Below are 16,630 nucleotides of genomic sequence, written 5' to 3'. Positions count from 1 at the left end.
GGAGCCGGGCAGAATCAGACGCCCGCCCGGCAGGACCGGGACGGCGAACGCGGATTCACAAAGGGAGAAGGCGCCGCCGTCAGCGGGCGAACCGAACCTTCTGCGACCAGATACCTAGAGCCATGCCCCTCACGCTACCCGTCCCCACCCTGGGGCTTCCACTGAATAAGTCCCTGGACGATCAAGAACCCGAGACCACCGAGCACGACCATCCAAGCCGCGCTGTGCGGGCCACGGCACGCAACCGGACTGGCCGGTGCGCATCGTCACGGCCTACAACTGCACTCCTGACGAGGGAAGGCGGCGACCGCCGCGGTCAGATCCAGAGCCGGTCGAGGCAGCTGCCGCTCGATCAGGGCGCCCGCGAACTCGGGAGCGGACCGGTGGGGCGTCATGTCCACACCGTCGAACAGGTCCGCCAGCAAGCTGAGCAGCACGCCGACCCGGCTTGGAATCGTTGAGCCGCTTCCGGAGAAGGCGGCCGCGAGAGAAGAGCCGATATTGGCTGCCTTCCAGGAGCCGTCCCGTTCCTCGGTGATGCCGAGCCAATGCTCGATCGTGCCCGTGAGCCGGACCGCGCCGGCGAACGCCGAATCCCCGTCATGCGAGCACTCGGCCAGCGCGGCGAGGGCCGCGCCGTCCTGGCACCGTCTCTGCCTCAGCTTGTTGACGTCATCGGTCGGCATGGCGGCGTCCTCGTCCCACAGCACGACGTGGGGGATGCCGAACAGCGAGAGCGTGCTCGACGCCCGGTGCAGTTCGAATTTCCCGAACGCGTCCAGCACACCGACGTTGGGGCCGAGCCCGGTGAGGCGGCCCTGCCTGGCGAGCCAGTCGAAGAACAGCACATCGCTCGGCCCCTCGACCACGATCACCCGGTCGGCGAAGAACGCGGCCGCGCGCCGGGCGTCGAGGTCGTACAGGACCCGCTGCCGTTCCTCCTCCGGCGAGGTGAGCCGCGGCCGCTTGAAGCAGGAGCGCGAACCGAGCGCGTACGCCGAGCGAGTGTGAATCATCGAAAGGGCCGCCTCCACCTTCACGGGCGTGGGAGAGACGGCATTGATCTGGTGCACCGGGCGCTGCACCCGGACGATCCCTTCCGGTGAGGCCTCCGCCGCCGCCAGCATGGTCGGGTCGTGCGTCGAGATCGTCACCGCGGCATCGCCCGACCTGACCAGCTCGCGCAGGTCATGCGCGAGCCGGGTGACCTGCGCGGGATGCAGGAAGGACTCTGGCTCTTCGAAGAGGATCCACCGGAACGCGTTCTTCTCGCCCGTCGAGCGAATCTTCGCGGCCGCCTGGATCAGCGCGGCGATCAGGGCCCGCTGCACCCCGGACCCCTGCGTCTCCAGCGGGCGCGTGGTCCCGCCCTGCTGGACGTGCAGCTCGATCAGGTGCCGAAGGATCAGTTCGGCGGTCAGTTCGCCGACGTCCACCTTGACTGACAAGCCCCAGGGGGACAGAGCGTCGTCGAGGTCGCTCTCCAAAGAGGCGATGAGTCCCTCCCCCAGCGCGTCCCCCAGCGCGCTCAGACCTCTTCGGGCACTCATCAGCGCCCCGTCGAAGAACCGGTCGGAGAACGCCAGGAGCAGGATGTCCCGCAGGGGCGATGAGGGGCCGGACGCCGAAGTGTGCTCGCTCATCTGCGTCAGAGTCGGCACGTAGACGCACTGGCCGAGCTTGTCCGCAGTGGTCCACCCGGTCGGTTCGGGGTCGCCCCCGCCAGGCGGCATCAAGTAGAACGTCCCCGCCTTGCCGCCCGCGCCGTCGGTGAGGTACCGGCGGATCCGCAGAACCTGCGCCTCTTCGGGCTCCTGAATGATCTCCTCGGCCTCGTCCGCGCCGACCTCGAAGTCGATCTCGACCCAGGACTCGCCGTCGTTCCCGTCGTCCCACGGACGATCACGGTCGCCGTCCCATTCCAGAGCGCCGTAGAAGAGCCGGACGGCGTCCAGGAGGGTGGTCTTCCCCGCGTTGTTCGGGCCGATGAGGGCGGTGAAGGCGCGCAGATGGATTTCCACGTCCACGGCACCACGAACGTTGTGCACGGCGACGCGTTGGGGGCGCATGGAAGGGGCTCCTCCAGATCGGCGTGTTCAGCGCGGCAGGAACGGGCTCGGGGGCCCGGAGTGGGACACGTACAACCGGTCGCGGGCGCGGGTACAGGCGACATAGAGGACGCACCGCTCCCTTTGCAGGCTCTCCCGGTGTGACGCCTTGTCGACCTCCGGCGACACGAGCGCCTTGGGGTGCGGGACGAGCCCTTCCTCGACGCCGACGACCGCGACGCACTGGAATTCGAGTCCCTTGAGGCTGTGCATCGTCCCGACCCGCACGTGCCGGCCCTGACCGGCGGGCACCTCTGTCTCGATGCCCAGTGACCCGAGCCTCGCCTTGACGTCCTTCGCCCTGGTGTTGACGCGGGCCGCCACCGCGATCGCCCCTGGTTCCACACCGTCCGCCAGCCATGACTTGACCTGCGTCACTGCGGCCTCGCGCTCCTCGGCCCAGCTCCGGAACCGCCGCACGATCGGCCGGCGCCCGTGCATCGGGGACTCGTAGCCGTCCAGGCTGTCCGGCCAGCCGTCCAGTTCGTCGGCGGGGGCCAAGCCGAGGACCCGCACCGCCCAGTCCAGGATCTCCTGTGTGGTGCGGTAGCTGACGGTGAGCCGCTGCGTCCGTCCGACGATGTTGACGCCGGTGTCCCGCATCGACACGCGGTGCTGCCTGATGCGCTGATGCGGGTCGCCGACGAGGAACAGGTCGTCCGGGCCGACCGGGAGCGCCGCGCGCAGCAGCCGCCATTGGGCCGGATGGAGGTCCTGCGCCTCGTCCACGATGATGTGGTGGTAGGGCTTCGTTCGCGTCTCCCGGAGGATCTTTGCGGCCTCGTCGGCGGTCTGGAGGTACGAACGCTGGCCCCTGGCGCGAAGCTCTCCGATCAGCTTCTCGATCGCCGCCCACACCGCCGGCCGCTTCGACGGGTGGAGCGACTCGCCTCTCCCGGTGCGCTTGGCGCTCTCATAGGCGGGGTAGTCGGTGATGTCCTGGGCGAGCAGCACCCCCTCCCACTCGTCCACCAGGAACTCGCCGGAGTAGTCGGGGTGCAGCCGCAGCCTCTCGGCGAAATCGCGTAGAGGCCGGTCGTCCAACGTCTCGCCGTAGCGGCCGAGACGCTCGCGCAAGATCCGCGCCGCGAGCTGGTCGGTGGTGAGGACCTCGATGCGCTCGCGCTCGCGCGGATCCTCGATGAGCTGGTCGAGCTGGCGTCCCAACTCGGCGCTCAGGGGATTGCCGTAGGTGGTCATCAGGATCGGGAGGCCGTCGTCGTACCGCCGGGCGAGATGCGCCGCCCGGTGCAGCGCCGTGACGGTCTTCCCGGTCCCCGCACCCCCGGTGATCATGACCGAGCCGGGGTAGGTGTCGCGGTAGGCGATGCGCCGCTGGGACGGGTGCAGGAAGATCCGCCACAGTGCGAAAGGCGGCCGCAGGATCTTGGCGAGCTCCTCGGAGCCGTCGACCAGCGCGACCTGGGCGGGTGTCCGCTCGATCGCGGCGGGCAGGTCCTCCGGCTCGACCGATTCCGGACGCTCGGCGTCGACGAGGTTCTTGGCGATCTCGTCCCAGGCCTCTTCCGGGCTCATCCCGGACGCGAGGGCCACGAGCGCGTCGTACTGGAGCTCTGGGAGGAGGTGCTGGAGCGCGTCCAGATGCGCCTCGCGGACGAGTAGCCGGACGATCGGCAGCACCTGGTCGTCGATGCCGAGCCAGCGGAGCTGGGAGTCCTTCACGTGGTCGAACAGCCGGGGGCTCCGCGTGGCCCCGGCGGCCATCTCCAGCGTCTCCGACATGGTCCGGAGCTGCTTCTCGTCGCGGACCTCCAGCACACCGAGCACCTGGTTGACGGTGAACCGGCGGCTCGTCGCGTAGGCGATCGCGTCGTCGTGGGGCAGCACCCGCAGCAGGCAGTAGATGTCACCGGACTCCGGCGCGAGGACGACGCCGCGCCAGAACCGGTCGATCCGGATCGTCCGGATGCGGGGGTCGGCGCCGCCGCGCAGCTTCTCCAGGTGCAGGCCGGCCTGCGTGTGGTGGGCGAACTTGTCGATCGCCTCCTGGACGGCCCGCCGGACGGGCTTCTCCAGGTTCGCGAACTCGGCGAGGAACTCCTTCGCGATCGCCAGCTGCGGCACGGACGCTCCTCCGACGGACCATGCGGGATCTTCATGCTAGGCCCGCGGGGCCCCGCGCGGGGACTGTATGTTTGTCGCTCTCGAAGCCGCATGACGAGTTGGGGGCCCCTCCGTGGCGAAGCTGACATTGCCGCAGCTGGAAGCGCATCTTTTCGGGGCGGCCGACATCCTGCGCGGCAAGATGGACGCTTCGGAGTTCAAGGAGTACATCTTCGGGATGCTGTTCCTGAAGCGGTGCTCCGACCAGTTCGACACCATCCGGGAACGGATCATCGAGGAGCAGCTCGCCGCCGGCCGGACGCGGATGCAGGCCGAGGAGCTGGCCGACAACCCGCTCTTCTACAGCGGCGGTGACTTTTTCGTCCCGAAGACGGCCCGGTGGGACTACATCGTGGACGAGTCGGGCAAGAAGGCCGTCGCCGACCTGCTCAACAAAGCGCTCGCCGCGCTCGAAGAAGCCAACGGCGAGGCATTGCAGGGTGTCGTCGGGCACATCGACTTCAACCGCAAGGTCGGCAAGACCACCCTGTCGAACCAGAACCTCCAGAAGCTGGTGAGGCACTTCTCCCGGCACCGGCTCCGCAACGACGACTTCGAGTTCCCCGACCTGCTCGGCGCCGCGTACGAGTACCTCATCGGCGAGTTCGCCGACTCGGCCGGTAAGAAGGGCGGAGAGTTCTACACGCCTCGCGGGGTCGTCCGCATGATGGCGCGGCTCGTCGACCCGCACGTGGGCATGAGGATCTATGACCCCTGCGCGGGGTCAGGTGGAATGCTAATCATGGCGAAGGAGTACGTCGCCGAGAACGGGGAGGACGCCGGCGACCTGTCGCTTTACGGGCAGGAGGCCAATGGCGGCACCTGGGCGATCTCCAAGATGAACATGATCCTGCACGGGATCGTCAACGCCGAGCTGGAGAACGACGACACCCTCGCCAATCCCGTGCACGAGGAGAACGGACGGCTCCTCACCTACGACCGCGTCCTCACCAATCCGCCGTTCTCTCAGAACTACGAGAGAGCCGGGATGAAGCATGAGGACCGGTTCGAATACGGCTGGGCGCCGGAGACCGGCAAAAAGGCGGACTGGATGTTCGCCCAGCACGTCCTGGCGGTGCTGCGTCCCGACGGTGTCGGAGCGACGGTCATGCCGCACGGCGTACTGTTCCGGGGCGGCGAGGAAGGCAAGATCCGGAAGGCGGTCATCGAGGCCGACCGTCTCGAAGCCGTCATCGGCCTCGCCCCGAATCTGTTCTATGGGACCGGCATTCCCGCCTGCATCCTGATCCTTCGCGGGACGGCGCCTCGGCCCGCTTCACACCGGGGCAAGGTGCTGTTCATCAACGCCGACCGCGAATACACGTCCGGCCGCGCGCAGAACTATCTCGACCCCGAGCACGCGGAGAAGATCGTCGCCGCCCATCGGGCGTTCCTCGCCGACGAGACCATGGAGATCCCCGGCTTCGCCCGTGTGGTCTCCGTGGACGAGCTGGCGGAAAACGACTTCAACCTCAACATCCGCCGCTACGTCGACAACACCCCGCCCCCCGAGCCGCAGGACGTCCGCGCCCACCTTCACGGCGGTGTCCCCCGGACGGAGGTGGAGGCGCACGCGGCAGCCTTCCGCGCCTTCGGCGTGGATGTCCACACCCTGTTCACGCCGAGGAACGAGGACTACTACGACTTCCCGGCCGAGGGTTGGCAGTCGGTGGTGGACCGCATCCCGGAGCTCACCGCGTCCGCCGAGGAGCGCCTACGCGAAGCGTTCGACGAGTGGTGGGACAGCCACGCCAAGCGCCTCCGCGAGCTGCCCGGCACCCGCCGCGTCATGGACACCCGCGCCGAGCTGCTCGACAGCTTCGTCGCGGAACTCGAACCCGTGGGAGTGCTCGACCGCTTCCAGCTCGCTGGCGCCGTCGCCTCCTGGTGGGGCGGAGTCCAGGCCGACATCCGGACGCTGGCATACAACCAGTTCAGCGGCGTGGTGCAGGGCTGGCTGACCAGCATCCAGACCGCCTTCGACGACGAGGGCTCCGCCGCCGTGCTCAACGCCCAGCGGCGCGCCGCCGAGAAACGCAAAGCCAAGGATCACCCGTTGGTTCCGCTGGTTCTCGCCGACTACCTCACAGAACTTGAGGAGGCCGAGAACCTCCGCGCCGAACTCGACGCCAAGGTCAAGGCCGCCACCGCCACCCCGGACGAGGCCGCCGAGGACGCGGAGCCGATTGACCCGGTCGTCCTCAAGCGCCTCAAGGCTCAGCTCACCGCCGCCAAGGCGAAGGTGAAGAAGCTCGAAGCCGCCTTTGTCGACAAGCTCGCGGCAGGCGTCCGCCAGATTGAGAATGCCGAGACCGAGCCGGACCTCGTCATGCGCATCCTCAAGGCCGACCTCAGCCGCCGCCTGGACGCCCGCATGGCCACCCGCCGCCGAGCCCTCGCCGACCGCTACAAAACCTGGACGGATAAGTACGCCGTCACCCTCCCCGAACTAGAGGCCCAACGCGCCGCCGCAGCCGCCCGTGTCGATGACATGCTGAGGGAGCTTGGCTATGAGTAGCAGGGCGATGCGGATTCCGAATCTGGCTAGATGGGAGGTTATCCCGCTCAGTGAGCTCTGCACACTGATTTCGCGTGGCAGTGCGCCTACTTACGTAGACGACAGTCCGGTGTTGGCCATTGGGCAACGCTGTGTGCAACACAGCGGCTTTGATGCGAACGCGGCTAGGCCGCATGATCGACGTCATCGGAGCAGGATGCTTGGAGTTGAGCGTGGAGATGTGCTCCTCAACTCCACCGGCACCGGAACTATTGGACGGAGTTGCGTCTTCGATCATGGCGGTGCCTTTGTCGTAGACGGCCACGTGACAGTTCTCCGAGTCGATACGTCAAAAGCAAATTCCACCTGGCTCGATGCCCTGTTGCGATCGCCGTGGGGTCAGCAACATTTGGAGTCGCAATGCTTCACCGGATCGACTAGCCAAATTGAACTCTCAAGGAGTCAACTCGTAGCGACGGAAATTCCCACGCCTTCGATTAGGGAGCAGCAACGGATTGCGGAGATCCTCGACGCGCTCGACGAAGAAAGACGTTTCCATGACGATGTGATGCTAAAGAATCGGAAGTTGTGTCAGGCCGTTATCGGAGACCTCATGAGCGGTAGGGGATTTGAAGCCCCTACTGAGTACGTTCGATGTTCGCAAATTTTGTCCTTGACTGGCGGGCTTCCCCAACGGCAGGCGCGGATGAGTCTTGCCGGCACTATCCCCATCTATGGGAGTAGTGGGCTGGCGGGATTTGGCGACAAGGCGCTATCTATAGGGGAGACTCTCGTCATCGGTAGGGTGGGCGAAGGCGGAGTGGGATCTGTACGGCATAGTCCAGGGCCATGTTGGGTGACCGACAACGCTCTTTGGAGCACGTGGATCAGCCCGGATTGGTCGTCCGAATTCTTGGCTATGTATCTAGATTGGTGTGACCTGCGGAAGTTGCGGAGCCAAACCGGTCAGCCTCTGATTACTCAGAGTGCCATCGGCAAGGTGCCCGTTCCTGTCCTCCCCCTAGAGCGGCAGGAGAAGGTAGTTGCAGTTGCATGCGCCCTGAATGACCAGCACGGAATGAGCAATGCGCATTTGAGTAAGAGTGCACTCATGAGGAAGGGTATCGCGGAGGATTTGTTGACGGGGCGGGTTCGGGTTTGAGGTGGTCAGGTGGGCATCAGGGCCCAGATGACCTTTCCTTCGCCGGTGGCGGAGGGGCGGGTGCCCGTTTCCTTTGCGTAGGCGGAGATGATTGCTAGGCCGCGTCCGCTTTCGGCCATCGGGGTTGGGGTGCTTGGGGCTGGGAGATCGGGGGACGGGTCCCAGCACTCCAGGAGTGGGGTGCCGTCCTGGAGGGCGCAGCGGAGGCGGAGCTGCCGGCCGTGTGCTGCCGCGACGGCATTGGTGACCATCTCGCTCATGACGAGCGTCGAATCGTTGATCACTTCGCGGTCGAAGCCCCAGTTCGTCAGGGCGTAGCGGACAAGCTCGCGAGCCAGTACGACCGTTGACGGCACGGCGAGCAGGGTCAGGCGGACTTCGGGGATGCCGGGTGCCGGCACGACCAGATCAAGATCTTTCATTGAGGGCCGCCATCCTCAGTTCGCGGATTGTGTCCTCACTTTGAGTGATCGCGCGCTAACGTGATGTGCATCGTCCGGCGGTCAATACACCTTTGGGGCAGCGATGAGCGTGCGAGAGTCCATTGACCCGAAGTCTTCGCTGTGGGCCTGGCTGGCCTTTGACCTGTGGTTTCACCGCAGTCAACGCGGTCTCTCGCTCGCCCAGGTGGCACTGATCGTCAATGTGACCCGGGCGACCGTATCGAACTGGGAAGCTGGGCGGTTCCGGCCTAGCGACACGTGCTTGAAGCGTCTCGACGAGGCATGGAACACCGGGGGGCACTTCGAGCGGCTCCACACCTTTGCCTGTGCTGGCCATGACCCGGACTGGTTTCGTCAATACGTCCAATACGAGATGACCGCGGAGATCATCAAGGTCTTCCATGGCAAGCACATCCCGCTGTTTGCGCAGACAGAGGCTTACGCGCAGGCCGTGCTCCATGCGGCCGGGCGTGTGAGTGAAGTCGAAGCAGAGATCAAGGCGCGGAAGAAGCGCCAGGAGATCCTGGAGCGAGAGAACCCCCCGTACCTCTGGATACTCATAGACCAAGAGGTGCTGGAGTGCGTCGTCGGTAATCGCGAAGTCATGCGCGAGCAGGCTGCACACCTTCTCTCGCTCGCTCAGAAGCCACGCGTGTGCCTGCGTGTCGTTCCTCGTGACGCGGGCTGGCACCCCGGACATGATGGCCCGTTCCAGGTTTTGAAGGTTCATGGCAGAGAGATCGCGTACGCGGGAGCTCAGATCGGTGGTCGTCTCATTGAGGCCGGTGACGAGGCAGACATACTGGCGGTACGGTTCGATGAGATCGGAGCACTGGCACTCGCCAAAGCTGCTTCGAGAGAACTGATCGAGCGGATCATGAGGACGTACACGTGTTGAACTGGCGGAAGAGTTCCTACACCGGCGGCGGCAATGACGACGCGTGTGTGGAGTTGGCGGACGGCCGTGATCGGGTGTGGGTTCGGGACTCCAAGGATCCGGACGGGGAGCGGCTGGTGTTCGGGCGGGAGGCCTTCGGTGGGCTGCTGGAGCGGGTGAAGCGCGGGGAGCTTGGCCGGTAGTGGTAAATGTCCACATAGCCGGGATTCTCGTGGCACAGGGGAGTCGCGGAGCGGAATGATTGGGATCTCGGTGATGCGCTGACGCGAACGGGGGACGCCGGTGTCCGGGCCCGAACATCTCCAGGTCGAAGCTCCGCTGCTGAGGCAGCTCCGCGATATGGGCTGGGAGCATCTGGCCGGTGCGCCGCCCGAGGTGTTCGCGCCGACGGACCCGGCGGCCTCCGGGCGCGGCTCGTTCGGCGAGGTGCTGCTCGAAGCCCGGCTGCGGAAGGCGATCCGCGAGATCAACCTCGGGCCGGACGGGCGACCGTGGCTGAACGAGGACCGCGTCTCCCAGGCGGTGGCCGAGCTGGCGCGGATCGGCGCGACCGGTCTCCTGGAAGCCAACGAGCAGGCGACCGAGCTGCTCCTCTCCGGTGTGACCGTGCCCGGCCTGGACGACTGGGACGGCGGCCGGGACCAGCGCGTCCACTTCATCGACTGGCGGAACTGGCAGCACAACGACTTCGCGGTCGTCTCCCAGTTCAGGGTGGACGTCCCCGGCACGCAGGGACGCAAGTACATCGTCCCCGACGAGGTGCTGTTCGTGAACGGCATCCCCCTGGTCGTCGTGGAGTGCAAGAAGCCGGGCCGCGGCGACGCGATCGACGTGGCCGTGAAGCAGATCCGCAAGTACGCCGAGCAGGGCCGTTCGCGGACGCCCGAGGGCAACCGGAAGCTGTTCCACACCGTCCAGCTGACGGTGGCGACCTGCGGCGAGCGGGCGCGGCTCGGGACGTTCACGGGCGAGACCGAGCACTACATGCCGTGGCGCGACCCGTACCCCCGGACGGACGCGCAGATCGCGGCCGGGCTCGGGTGCGACGAGCGGTCCGTGACGGAGCAGAACCGGCTGGCGGCCGTGGTGCTGCATCCGGAGCGGCTGCTCGGAATCGTCCACGACTACGTCACGTTCATGACGCTCGACGACGGCCGCCGGGTCAAGGCCGCCCCCCGCTACCAGCAGTACCGCGCCGTCGAACGCGCCCTTCGCCGCCTCCTGGAGGGCGAGACGAAACCGGAGAACGGGGAGCAGGACCGGCGCGGCGGCGTCATCTGGCACACGCAGGGCTCGGGCAAGAGCCTCACTATGACGTTCCTCGTCCGGCGGATGCGGTCGATCGACGAGCTCGCCGACGCCAAGGTCGTCCTGATCACGGACCGGACGCAGCTGCAGAGGCAGCTCTCGAAGACGTTGACGCTGACCGGCGAGGAGGTCCAGGAGGCCACGAGCGTCAGGCAGGCCAAGCGGCTCCTCGGGGAGCACGGGCCGGGCATCGTCGCCGTGATGATCCAGAAGCAGCAGGACGTGGCCGCCCGGCAGTCCGACGGGGAGCTGAGCGAGGCGGCGCCCTCGCTCGGCGAGCTGAACACCGACGCGTCGGTCATCGTGCTGATCGACGAGGCGCACCGGTCGCACGGCTCGCGCCTGCACATGAACCTCCTCGAAGCGCTGCCCAACTGCGCCCGGATCGGCTTCACCGGAACGCCGATCATCATGGGGAAGCGGAAGAGGACCAGCCAGATCTTCGGACCCGTCATCGACCGCTACCTGCTCCCCGACGCGGAGGCGGACGGCGCCGTCGTGCGGATCTTCTACGAGGGCAACACGGTGAAGGGCGCCGTCCGCGACGGCCGCGACCTCGACGAGGTCTTCGAGGACATGTTCGCCGAGCGGAGCGAGCAGGAGCGCGAGGAGCTCCAGCGCCGCTACGCCACCAAGGGCGACGTCCTCGAAGCGGAGGAGCTGATCGAGGCCAAGGCCCGGCACATGTTGCGCCACTACGTCGCCGGGGTTCTGCCCAACGAGTTCAAGGCGCAGATCGTCGCCAACAGCCGGGAGGCGACGATCCGCTACCGCGAAGCCCTGATCAGGGCCAGGGACCGGCTGGTCGCGGACGCCGAGACGATCCCGTTCCGCCTGCTCGACAGCCCGCTGGACGAGCTGACCCCGCGGCAGGTCGCCCTGGTGCAGGCCCACAGGAAGCTCGATCTGCTGCGCGCCATGGACTTCGTTCCGGTCATCTCCCCGGGCACGGACGACGACGAGGCCCGCTTCGCCGAGTGGACCGACAAGCGCCGCCAGGAAGAGCGCGTCGAGGCGTTCAAGAAGCCGTTCCCGAAGGAACTCGGTGAGGGCGACAAGCCGATCGGCTTCCTGATCGTGAAGTCGATGCTGCTCACCGGGTTCGACGCGCCGATCGAGCAGGTCCTCTACATCGACCGGTCGCTGAAGGAGGCGGAGCTGCTCCAGGCCGTCGCCCGCGTCAACCGTCCGGCCGAGGGCAAGAAGTGCGGCTACGTCGTCGACTACTACGGCGTCGCCAACCACCTCGCCGAGGCCCTCAAGGCGTATGCGGCCGAGGACGTCGACGGCGTCCTGTACGACCTGCGGGAGGAGGCCGCCAAGCTCGACCCGATGCGCCGCCGGTTGCGGGCGCTCTTCACCGAGAAGGGCGTCGTGCCCTCCGGCGCCACCCTCGAAGAGTGCGTGCTGTCGCTGGAGGAAGGCGCCCGGTTCGACCGGTTCGAGGCGGAACTCAGGCGGTACCTCAGCACGATCGACGTCATCCTTCCCGAGCCGGTCGTCAGCCCGTACCTGCCCGACGCCACCCTGTACGCGGAGATCGCGATGCGGGCCCGGCGCCGGTACCGCGTGGACGGCGGTGACTTCGACCCCGCCGCCTACGGCGCGAAGGTGCGCCGGCTCATCGACGAGCACCTGCGGTCGCTCGGCATCGAGGAGAAGCTGCCCCCGGTGTCGCTGACCGCCGACGACTTCGAGGAGAAGGTCGCGGCACTGCCGGACGCGCGGACCCGCGCCTCCGAGATGGAGCACGCCGTCCGCGACCACATCGAGATCAACCGCGGCCGTGACCCGCGCCGCTACCGGATGCTCAGCGAACGGCTCGAAGAGATCCTGCGCGACTACGCCGACGACTGGGAGCAGCAGGCGGCGCTGCTGGCCGCGCTCGTGGCGGAACTGCGCGCCGACCGCCCCGAGCAGGACGACGACCCGCTGACCCCGCCCGAACGGGCCCTGTACGGGGTGCTGCTGGAGGCGACGGCCAAGGACGGGGTCGTCCAGCCGGACGCCGACCGGCGGCTGCGCGACATCGTCACGAAGGTGATCGAGCTGGCGGTGCGGGTGACGCATCGCCGCGACTTCTGGCGCAGGCCCACGGACCGGAGGGACTTCCGGTCCCAGATCGCGCAGTGCCTCTTCGCGGAGGACATGGAGATCACCCTTGTGCCGGAGCTCGCGGACCAGATCGTCGACGTGATCTGGCACTGGCGGGAGGACATCCCGCGCCCGTGACGGTGCGCCGGTGGCGGGAACGTCGGCGGCCGGTGGCAAGCTGGGGCCGTGGACGGTTCGGCGGCCGTCGAGATCGTCAAGGTCGGCGATCTCGACGTACAGGTGCGGGTGAGCGAGCGGCGCCGCCATGTCCGCCTGACGGTCGAGCGCGACGCGGCCGTCACCGCGGTCGTGCCGCCCGGCGTCGACCGGGCCGAGCTGGTGAGGATCGTCAAGAGCCGCCGCCGCTGGCTGTACGGCAAGCTCGCGGAGCGTCAGGCACTGGGGGAGGGCAGACCGGAGCGCGAGTACGTCTCGGGCGAGGGCTTCCCATACCTGGGACGCAGCCACCGGCTCTTGCTCGTGGACACCGCTCCGTCCCCCGTCCGGCTGGTGCGTGGCCGCCTGGAGTTGCGGAGGGATGCCCTCGATGATGCGGCCGGCGCGCTCATCGGCTGGTATTCGCGGCGTGGGCGGGCCTGGCTACCCAGCCGTCTCCACCCCTGGGCCGAACGGATGCAGGCCCCTCGGGCCGCGTTGAAGGTGCGTTCGCTGGGCTACCGCTGGGGGTCGTGCTCTCAGGAAGGGCGTCTCAACATCCACTGGGCGACGATGCAGCTGCCGCCCGACCTGATCGACTACGTGCTGGCCCACGAGGTCGCCCACCTTCACGAACACGACCATGGCGAGCGGTTCTGGCGGCGCCTGGAGCGGGCCATGCCCGACTACCCCGCCCGCCGCGCCCGCCTCAAACACCTCGGTCCCGACCTCTGGCTCCCTTAGCGGGCGGCCACTCACTCTCTCGGTGGTACCCACCACTCACTTCGGCGGAGCGTCGAGCCGCTTCGTTTGCAGCCCGGATGCGAGGGCGCGATACACGCGCCGGCGCCTCGTCTTCCGGGGGTCGGCGTACACAGCGCGCAAGGGTTCAGTCCACGAGTCGTTACTATCAGTGATAATTATACTTTGTAAAGCACATCATAAGGAATGTAAGTGCTTCTTGCTCCTGTTGGGCCTTGTACTACCGGTGGTAGTTGACAGTGATATGACGCTGGAATGCGATCGTACCCATCAGTATCTCGATGACGAGCTATTGCTTGACGTCTGACGCGTCGGTGTAAAGAGTCCGACTCGCCGTACCTCGCGCCGTTTAGTATGGTTCGCACACGTGATCGAAGCTACGGAACATGATCGTTTAATCACCCTGAGTAGTGATACGGGCGACATTGACGGCAAGGCCCGACGGGTGCGCAACTTCGTGGTCACGAAGGAGTAGAGTCGTTGCCCAGTGCGGAAGCGCGGCTCTTCCTGACCTGCCGGGCTGCTCTCGCCTGGGCCGCTCGGCGCTGCGCGCCTGTCCAGTCGAATGCGGTTCAGGTGGAACGCGGTTCGGAAAGACGGGCGGGCAGGAGGCGCGGAAATCGACACTACTTGATCATTTCAGAAAGGGCTCACGGCCTTCCCTGTAAAGGGAATTGAGAGACGGACCCGGCCGTGGCCCTTTTCTATAGATCTTGTCCGGGAGCGACCTGCGATAGACCCCGGATAAGCCGAGGGCCGTCAACCTACCGGTGAGCTGCGCCAACAACCGGCGGTAGGGATGACGGCCCTCACCCCGCAAGACCCGTCCCGAGTTTCACTAGAGGAGAGGCCCTACTGGGGTGGTTGTTATGCGTCAGAGGAGTGTCGATGTCGGGAAAGACTCGGCACGACCCCCAGCTGAGCACATAGTGGCTCCACCGTACGGCAAAGCCGCACGGGTTGACACCTACTCGGCTGCTTTGTTGGGGATCATGGCCGGTGCCGGTCCTTGCCGCACTGTGGCGCGGCGCAAGGAGGCGAGGGGCCGGTGACCCGGAAGCAGGGGCTCGGCCTGGTCGCGCTCGTGGCCGGCAGTCCCGCTGCCGCCGCCGTCACGGTGTACGAGGTGACCAATGAGCCGGCATTGGCCCAGCGCGTCGCCGGCTACGTCGCCGGGGTGGCGCTCGTCGGAGTCATCGCCGCGCTGCTCCAACCCAGCGTTCGAACCTGGCTTCGGCACCGTCCCGAATACCGGTGGATTCGCGACGAGGGTAGGCAGCGGCGGCGTGTCACCAAGGCCGCTACCCGTTCGTGGGTGCCGCGCGGAGGCTCCAAGGCGGCCGCCGAGTTGCGCCGGGAGGCCCGCGCCTACGCCAGGGAGCGTGGCTGGAGTGACTCCACCAGCGCGGCCGAGGTCATGCACATCACCCGCGCCCGCGGGAAGGCCACACGCAGGACGCGTCCCGCCACGGCCCGTAAGAGCGGCAACGTTACCGAGTTGGACAACAAGCGGCGGGTCTCCGGCGACTCCACTGCCGGCCCGTCTCGCTGATCGGCCGGTCTGCCGTGGCCCGTTCCTAGAAGCACGGGCCACGGCTGGCCACCGCACCTATCCGGGCGCTGCGCGCGGACTGCGCCGGAGGGCGAGTACGAGCGGTGCCGAGCGGGGACGGCCGGAGTCACGATGATCGGACGCTCCGTGGGCTCTTCGAGCTGATCGGCCGGTTGCTGTTCGGCCAAGGGCGTCTATCCGGGTGGACTAAAAGAAGTCGTCAAGCAGGGGTGGTGGCTATAGCGTCGCCTGGCTATGGAGCGCTTTGAACGGTTTCTCAATGTCGTCGATGTGGAGGCGACCTGCTGGGACGGGCGGCCGCCGCCTGGGCAGGTCAGCGAGATCATCGAGATTGGGCTGTGCGTCGTGGACGTGGAGTCGCGGAGCCGGGTCGCCAAGCACCGCGTTCTGGTCCGTCCCGCCCGGTCTGAGGTCAGTGCGTTCTGTACCGAGCTGACCGGGCTGACCCAGGCCGAAGTGGAGGGTGGCGTCGAGTTCCGGGAGGCGTGCGCCCTCCTGGAGCAGGAGCACCGGTCGAGGTCACGTGCCTGGGCGAGTTGGGGCGACTACGACCGCAAGCAGTTCGAGCGCCAGTGTTCGGCCGGTCGGGTCGCCTATCCGTTCAGCTCGCGGCACACCAATGCCAAACAAGCCTTCACCGACTGCTTCGGTCTCCGGCGGAGGCTGGGAATGAGCGCGGCGCTGAACCACGCCGGCCTTCCCCTGGAGGGTCGCCACCACAGCGGAGCCGACGATGCCTGGAACATCGCCGCGCTGGTTCTCAGAATCATTTCCAGCGAGGACGTCTCCCAGGTGAGGCGCTGACCGGAAGTCATGCCGGGGAAAGTCGAAGGGCCCGGGTGTGCCGGGCCCTTCGGGTGTGGATGCGTTCCTGCTGAGATGCTGCCTCAGTCGGACGCGAGTGCCTCGTCGCCGGTGTCCGCGGCGACGATCTGCGGCGTCCTCCGGCGGAGGTTCGCGCGGAGGAACAGCCACCCGATGCACAGGATGGCGATTGCTTCCGCTCCCCCCACCGGGAAGACCCAGGAGGGAAGGGTGGAGAGGTTCCCGACGACGATCGCGAACGCGGTCGCCGGGAAGGCGCAGAAGATCGTCAGCGTCACCGCGAGGTGACCGATCTTGCCGGTCCGGCGGCCCGGGAGGGCCCGGTGCCAGGACTCCCACCCGAAGGGGAGAGCCCCCTCGGACAGCAGCCGCCTCATGCGCGGCGCGAGTTCGAACCGGACGTACTGGCCGATCTCGCACACCTTGGTGTCGTTCGCCAGGTAGATCCACCCGAGCGAGAGAACCGCCGGGATGAGACCCAGCAGAACGAGCAGGGAGGCTCCCTGCGTGATGGCGTAGGCCGCACCGGCGACCACCGCGAAGGCGGTGTAGACCAGCGTGTCGCGGTAGCCGATCCGCTTGTGCTGTTCGTTCTTCATCTGGTTGAAGTCGGTCGTGAGGACGCCGACCTCGGTCTTGGTCGTGTCGTACTGCGTCTTGAGGACGTCGAGCCGGGCCTT

General features: G+C 67.1%; 12 protein-coding genes. 8 read left to right on the top strand and 4 right to left on the bottom strand.

Annotated features, from left to right (window positions below; translation table 11 throughout):
- Positions 1-266: 266 nt before the first annotated feature.
- Entirely contained in the window at positions 267-2,069 is a 1,803-nt protein-coding gene (locus AB0C84_RS19045) for an AAA family ATPase (protein ID WP_361067699.1), read from the bottom strand.
- 27 nt (positions 2,070-2,096) lie between these two features.
- Complete coding sequence (locus tag AB0C84_RS19040; RefSeq protein WP_361067696.1) at positions 2,097-4,193, bottom strand: UvrD-helicase domain-containing protein; 2,097 nt, start codon at positions 4,191-4,193, stop codon at positions 2,097-2,099.
- Positions 4,194-4,305: 112 nt separating this feature from the next.
- Between AB0C84_RS19040 and AB0C84_RS19035 the strand changes: the two genes are divergently transcribed.
- Both AB0C84_RS19035 and AB0C84_RS19030 read left to right on the top strand, forming a co-directional pair.
- Positions 4,306-6,750, top strand: coding sequence for an N-6 DNA methylase (locus AB0C84_RS19035; protein WP_361067693.1), 2,445 nt, complete (start codon positions 4,306-4,308; stop codon positions 6,748-6,750).
- Positions 6,743-7,891 carry a restriction endonuclease subunit S gene (locus tag AB0C84_RS19030; protein WP_361067690.1) on the top strand — a complete coding sequence of 383 codons (1,149 nt, stop codon included), beginning with the start codon at positions 6,743-6,745 and terminating at the stop codon, positions 7,889-7,891. The genes AB0C84_RS19035 and AB0C84_RS19030 overlap by 8 nt, the downstream gene beginning before the upstream one ends.
- 5 nt (positions 7,892-7,896) lie before the next feature.
- Here the strand turns inward: AB0C84_RS19030 and AB0C84_RS19025 are convergent, their stop codons facing one another.
- Positions 7,897-8,313 (bottom strand): ATP-binding protein, encoded by a 417-nt coding sequence (locus AB0C84_RS19025; protein ID WP_361067687.1) that lies wholly within the window; start codon positions 8,311-8,313, stop codon positions 7,897-7,899.
- A gap of 103 nt (positions 8,314-8,416) precedes the next feature.
- Here AB0C84_RS19025 and AB0C84_RS19020 point away from each other — a divergent pair, with 103 nt between their 5' ends.
- From AB0C84_RS19020 to AB0C84_RS18995, 6 genes are all read left to right on the top strand, one after another.
- On the top strand, positions 8,417-9,232 hold the full coding sequence (locus AB0C84_RS19020) for a helix-turn-helix transcriptional regulator (protein ID WP_361067684.1): 816 nt from the start codon (positions 8,417-8,419) through the stop codon (positions 9,230-9,232).
- Entirely contained in the window at positions 9,226-9,414 is a 189-nt protein-coding gene (locus AB0C84_RS19015; protein ID WP_361067681.1) for a DUF397 domain-containing protein, read from the top strand. Before AB0C84_RS19020 ends, AB0C84_RS19015 begins: the two co-directional genes overlap by 7 nt.
- Before the next feature lie 100 nt (positions 9,415-9,514).
- Positions 9,515-12,772, top strand: coding sequence for an HsdR family type I site-specific deoxyribonuclease (locus AB0C84_RS19010; protein WP_361067678.1), 3,258 nt, complete (start codon positions 9,515-9,517; stop codon positions 12,770-12,772).
- Positions 12,773-12,820: 48 nt separating this feature from the next.
- Complete coding sequence (locus tag AB0C84_RS19005) at positions 12,821-13,534, top strand: SprT family zinc-dependent metalloprotease (RefSeq protein ID WP_361067675.1); 714 nt, start codon at positions 12,821-12,823, stop codon at positions 13,532-13,534.
- Between the two features lie 1,066 nt (positions 13,535-14,600).
- Entirely contained in the window at positions 14,601-15,104 is a 504-nt protein-coding gene (locus tag AB0C84_RS19000) for a hypothetical protein (protein WP_361067672.1), read from the top strand.
- A 255-nt stretch (positions 15,105-15,359) separates the two neighbouring features.
- Positions 15,360-15,929, top strand: a complete 570-nt coding sequence (locus AB0C84_RS18995; protein WP_361067669.1) for a 3'-5' exonuclease — start codon at positions 15,360-15,362, stop codon at positions 15,927-15,929.
- Positions 15,930-16,012: 83 nt separating this feature from the next.
- On the opposite strand, the gene AB0C84_RS18990 is transcribed toward AB0C84_RS18995, so the two are convergent.
- Positions 16,013-16,630 (bottom strand): hypothetical protein (locus AB0C84_RS18990; protein ID WP_361067667.1); only part of this gene is annotated, 618 nt, incomplete at its 5' end.

Source organism: Actinomadura sp. NPDC048955, from assembly GCF_040649435.1.
In the GTDB taxonomy this organism is placed as follows: domain Bacteria; phylum Actinomycetota; class Actinomycetes; order Streptosporangiales; family Streptosporangiaceae; genus Spirillospora; species Spirillospora luteofluorescens.
Note: the sequence above shows the minus strand (reverse complement) of the source record. Positions and strands in the feature narration are given on the sequence as shown.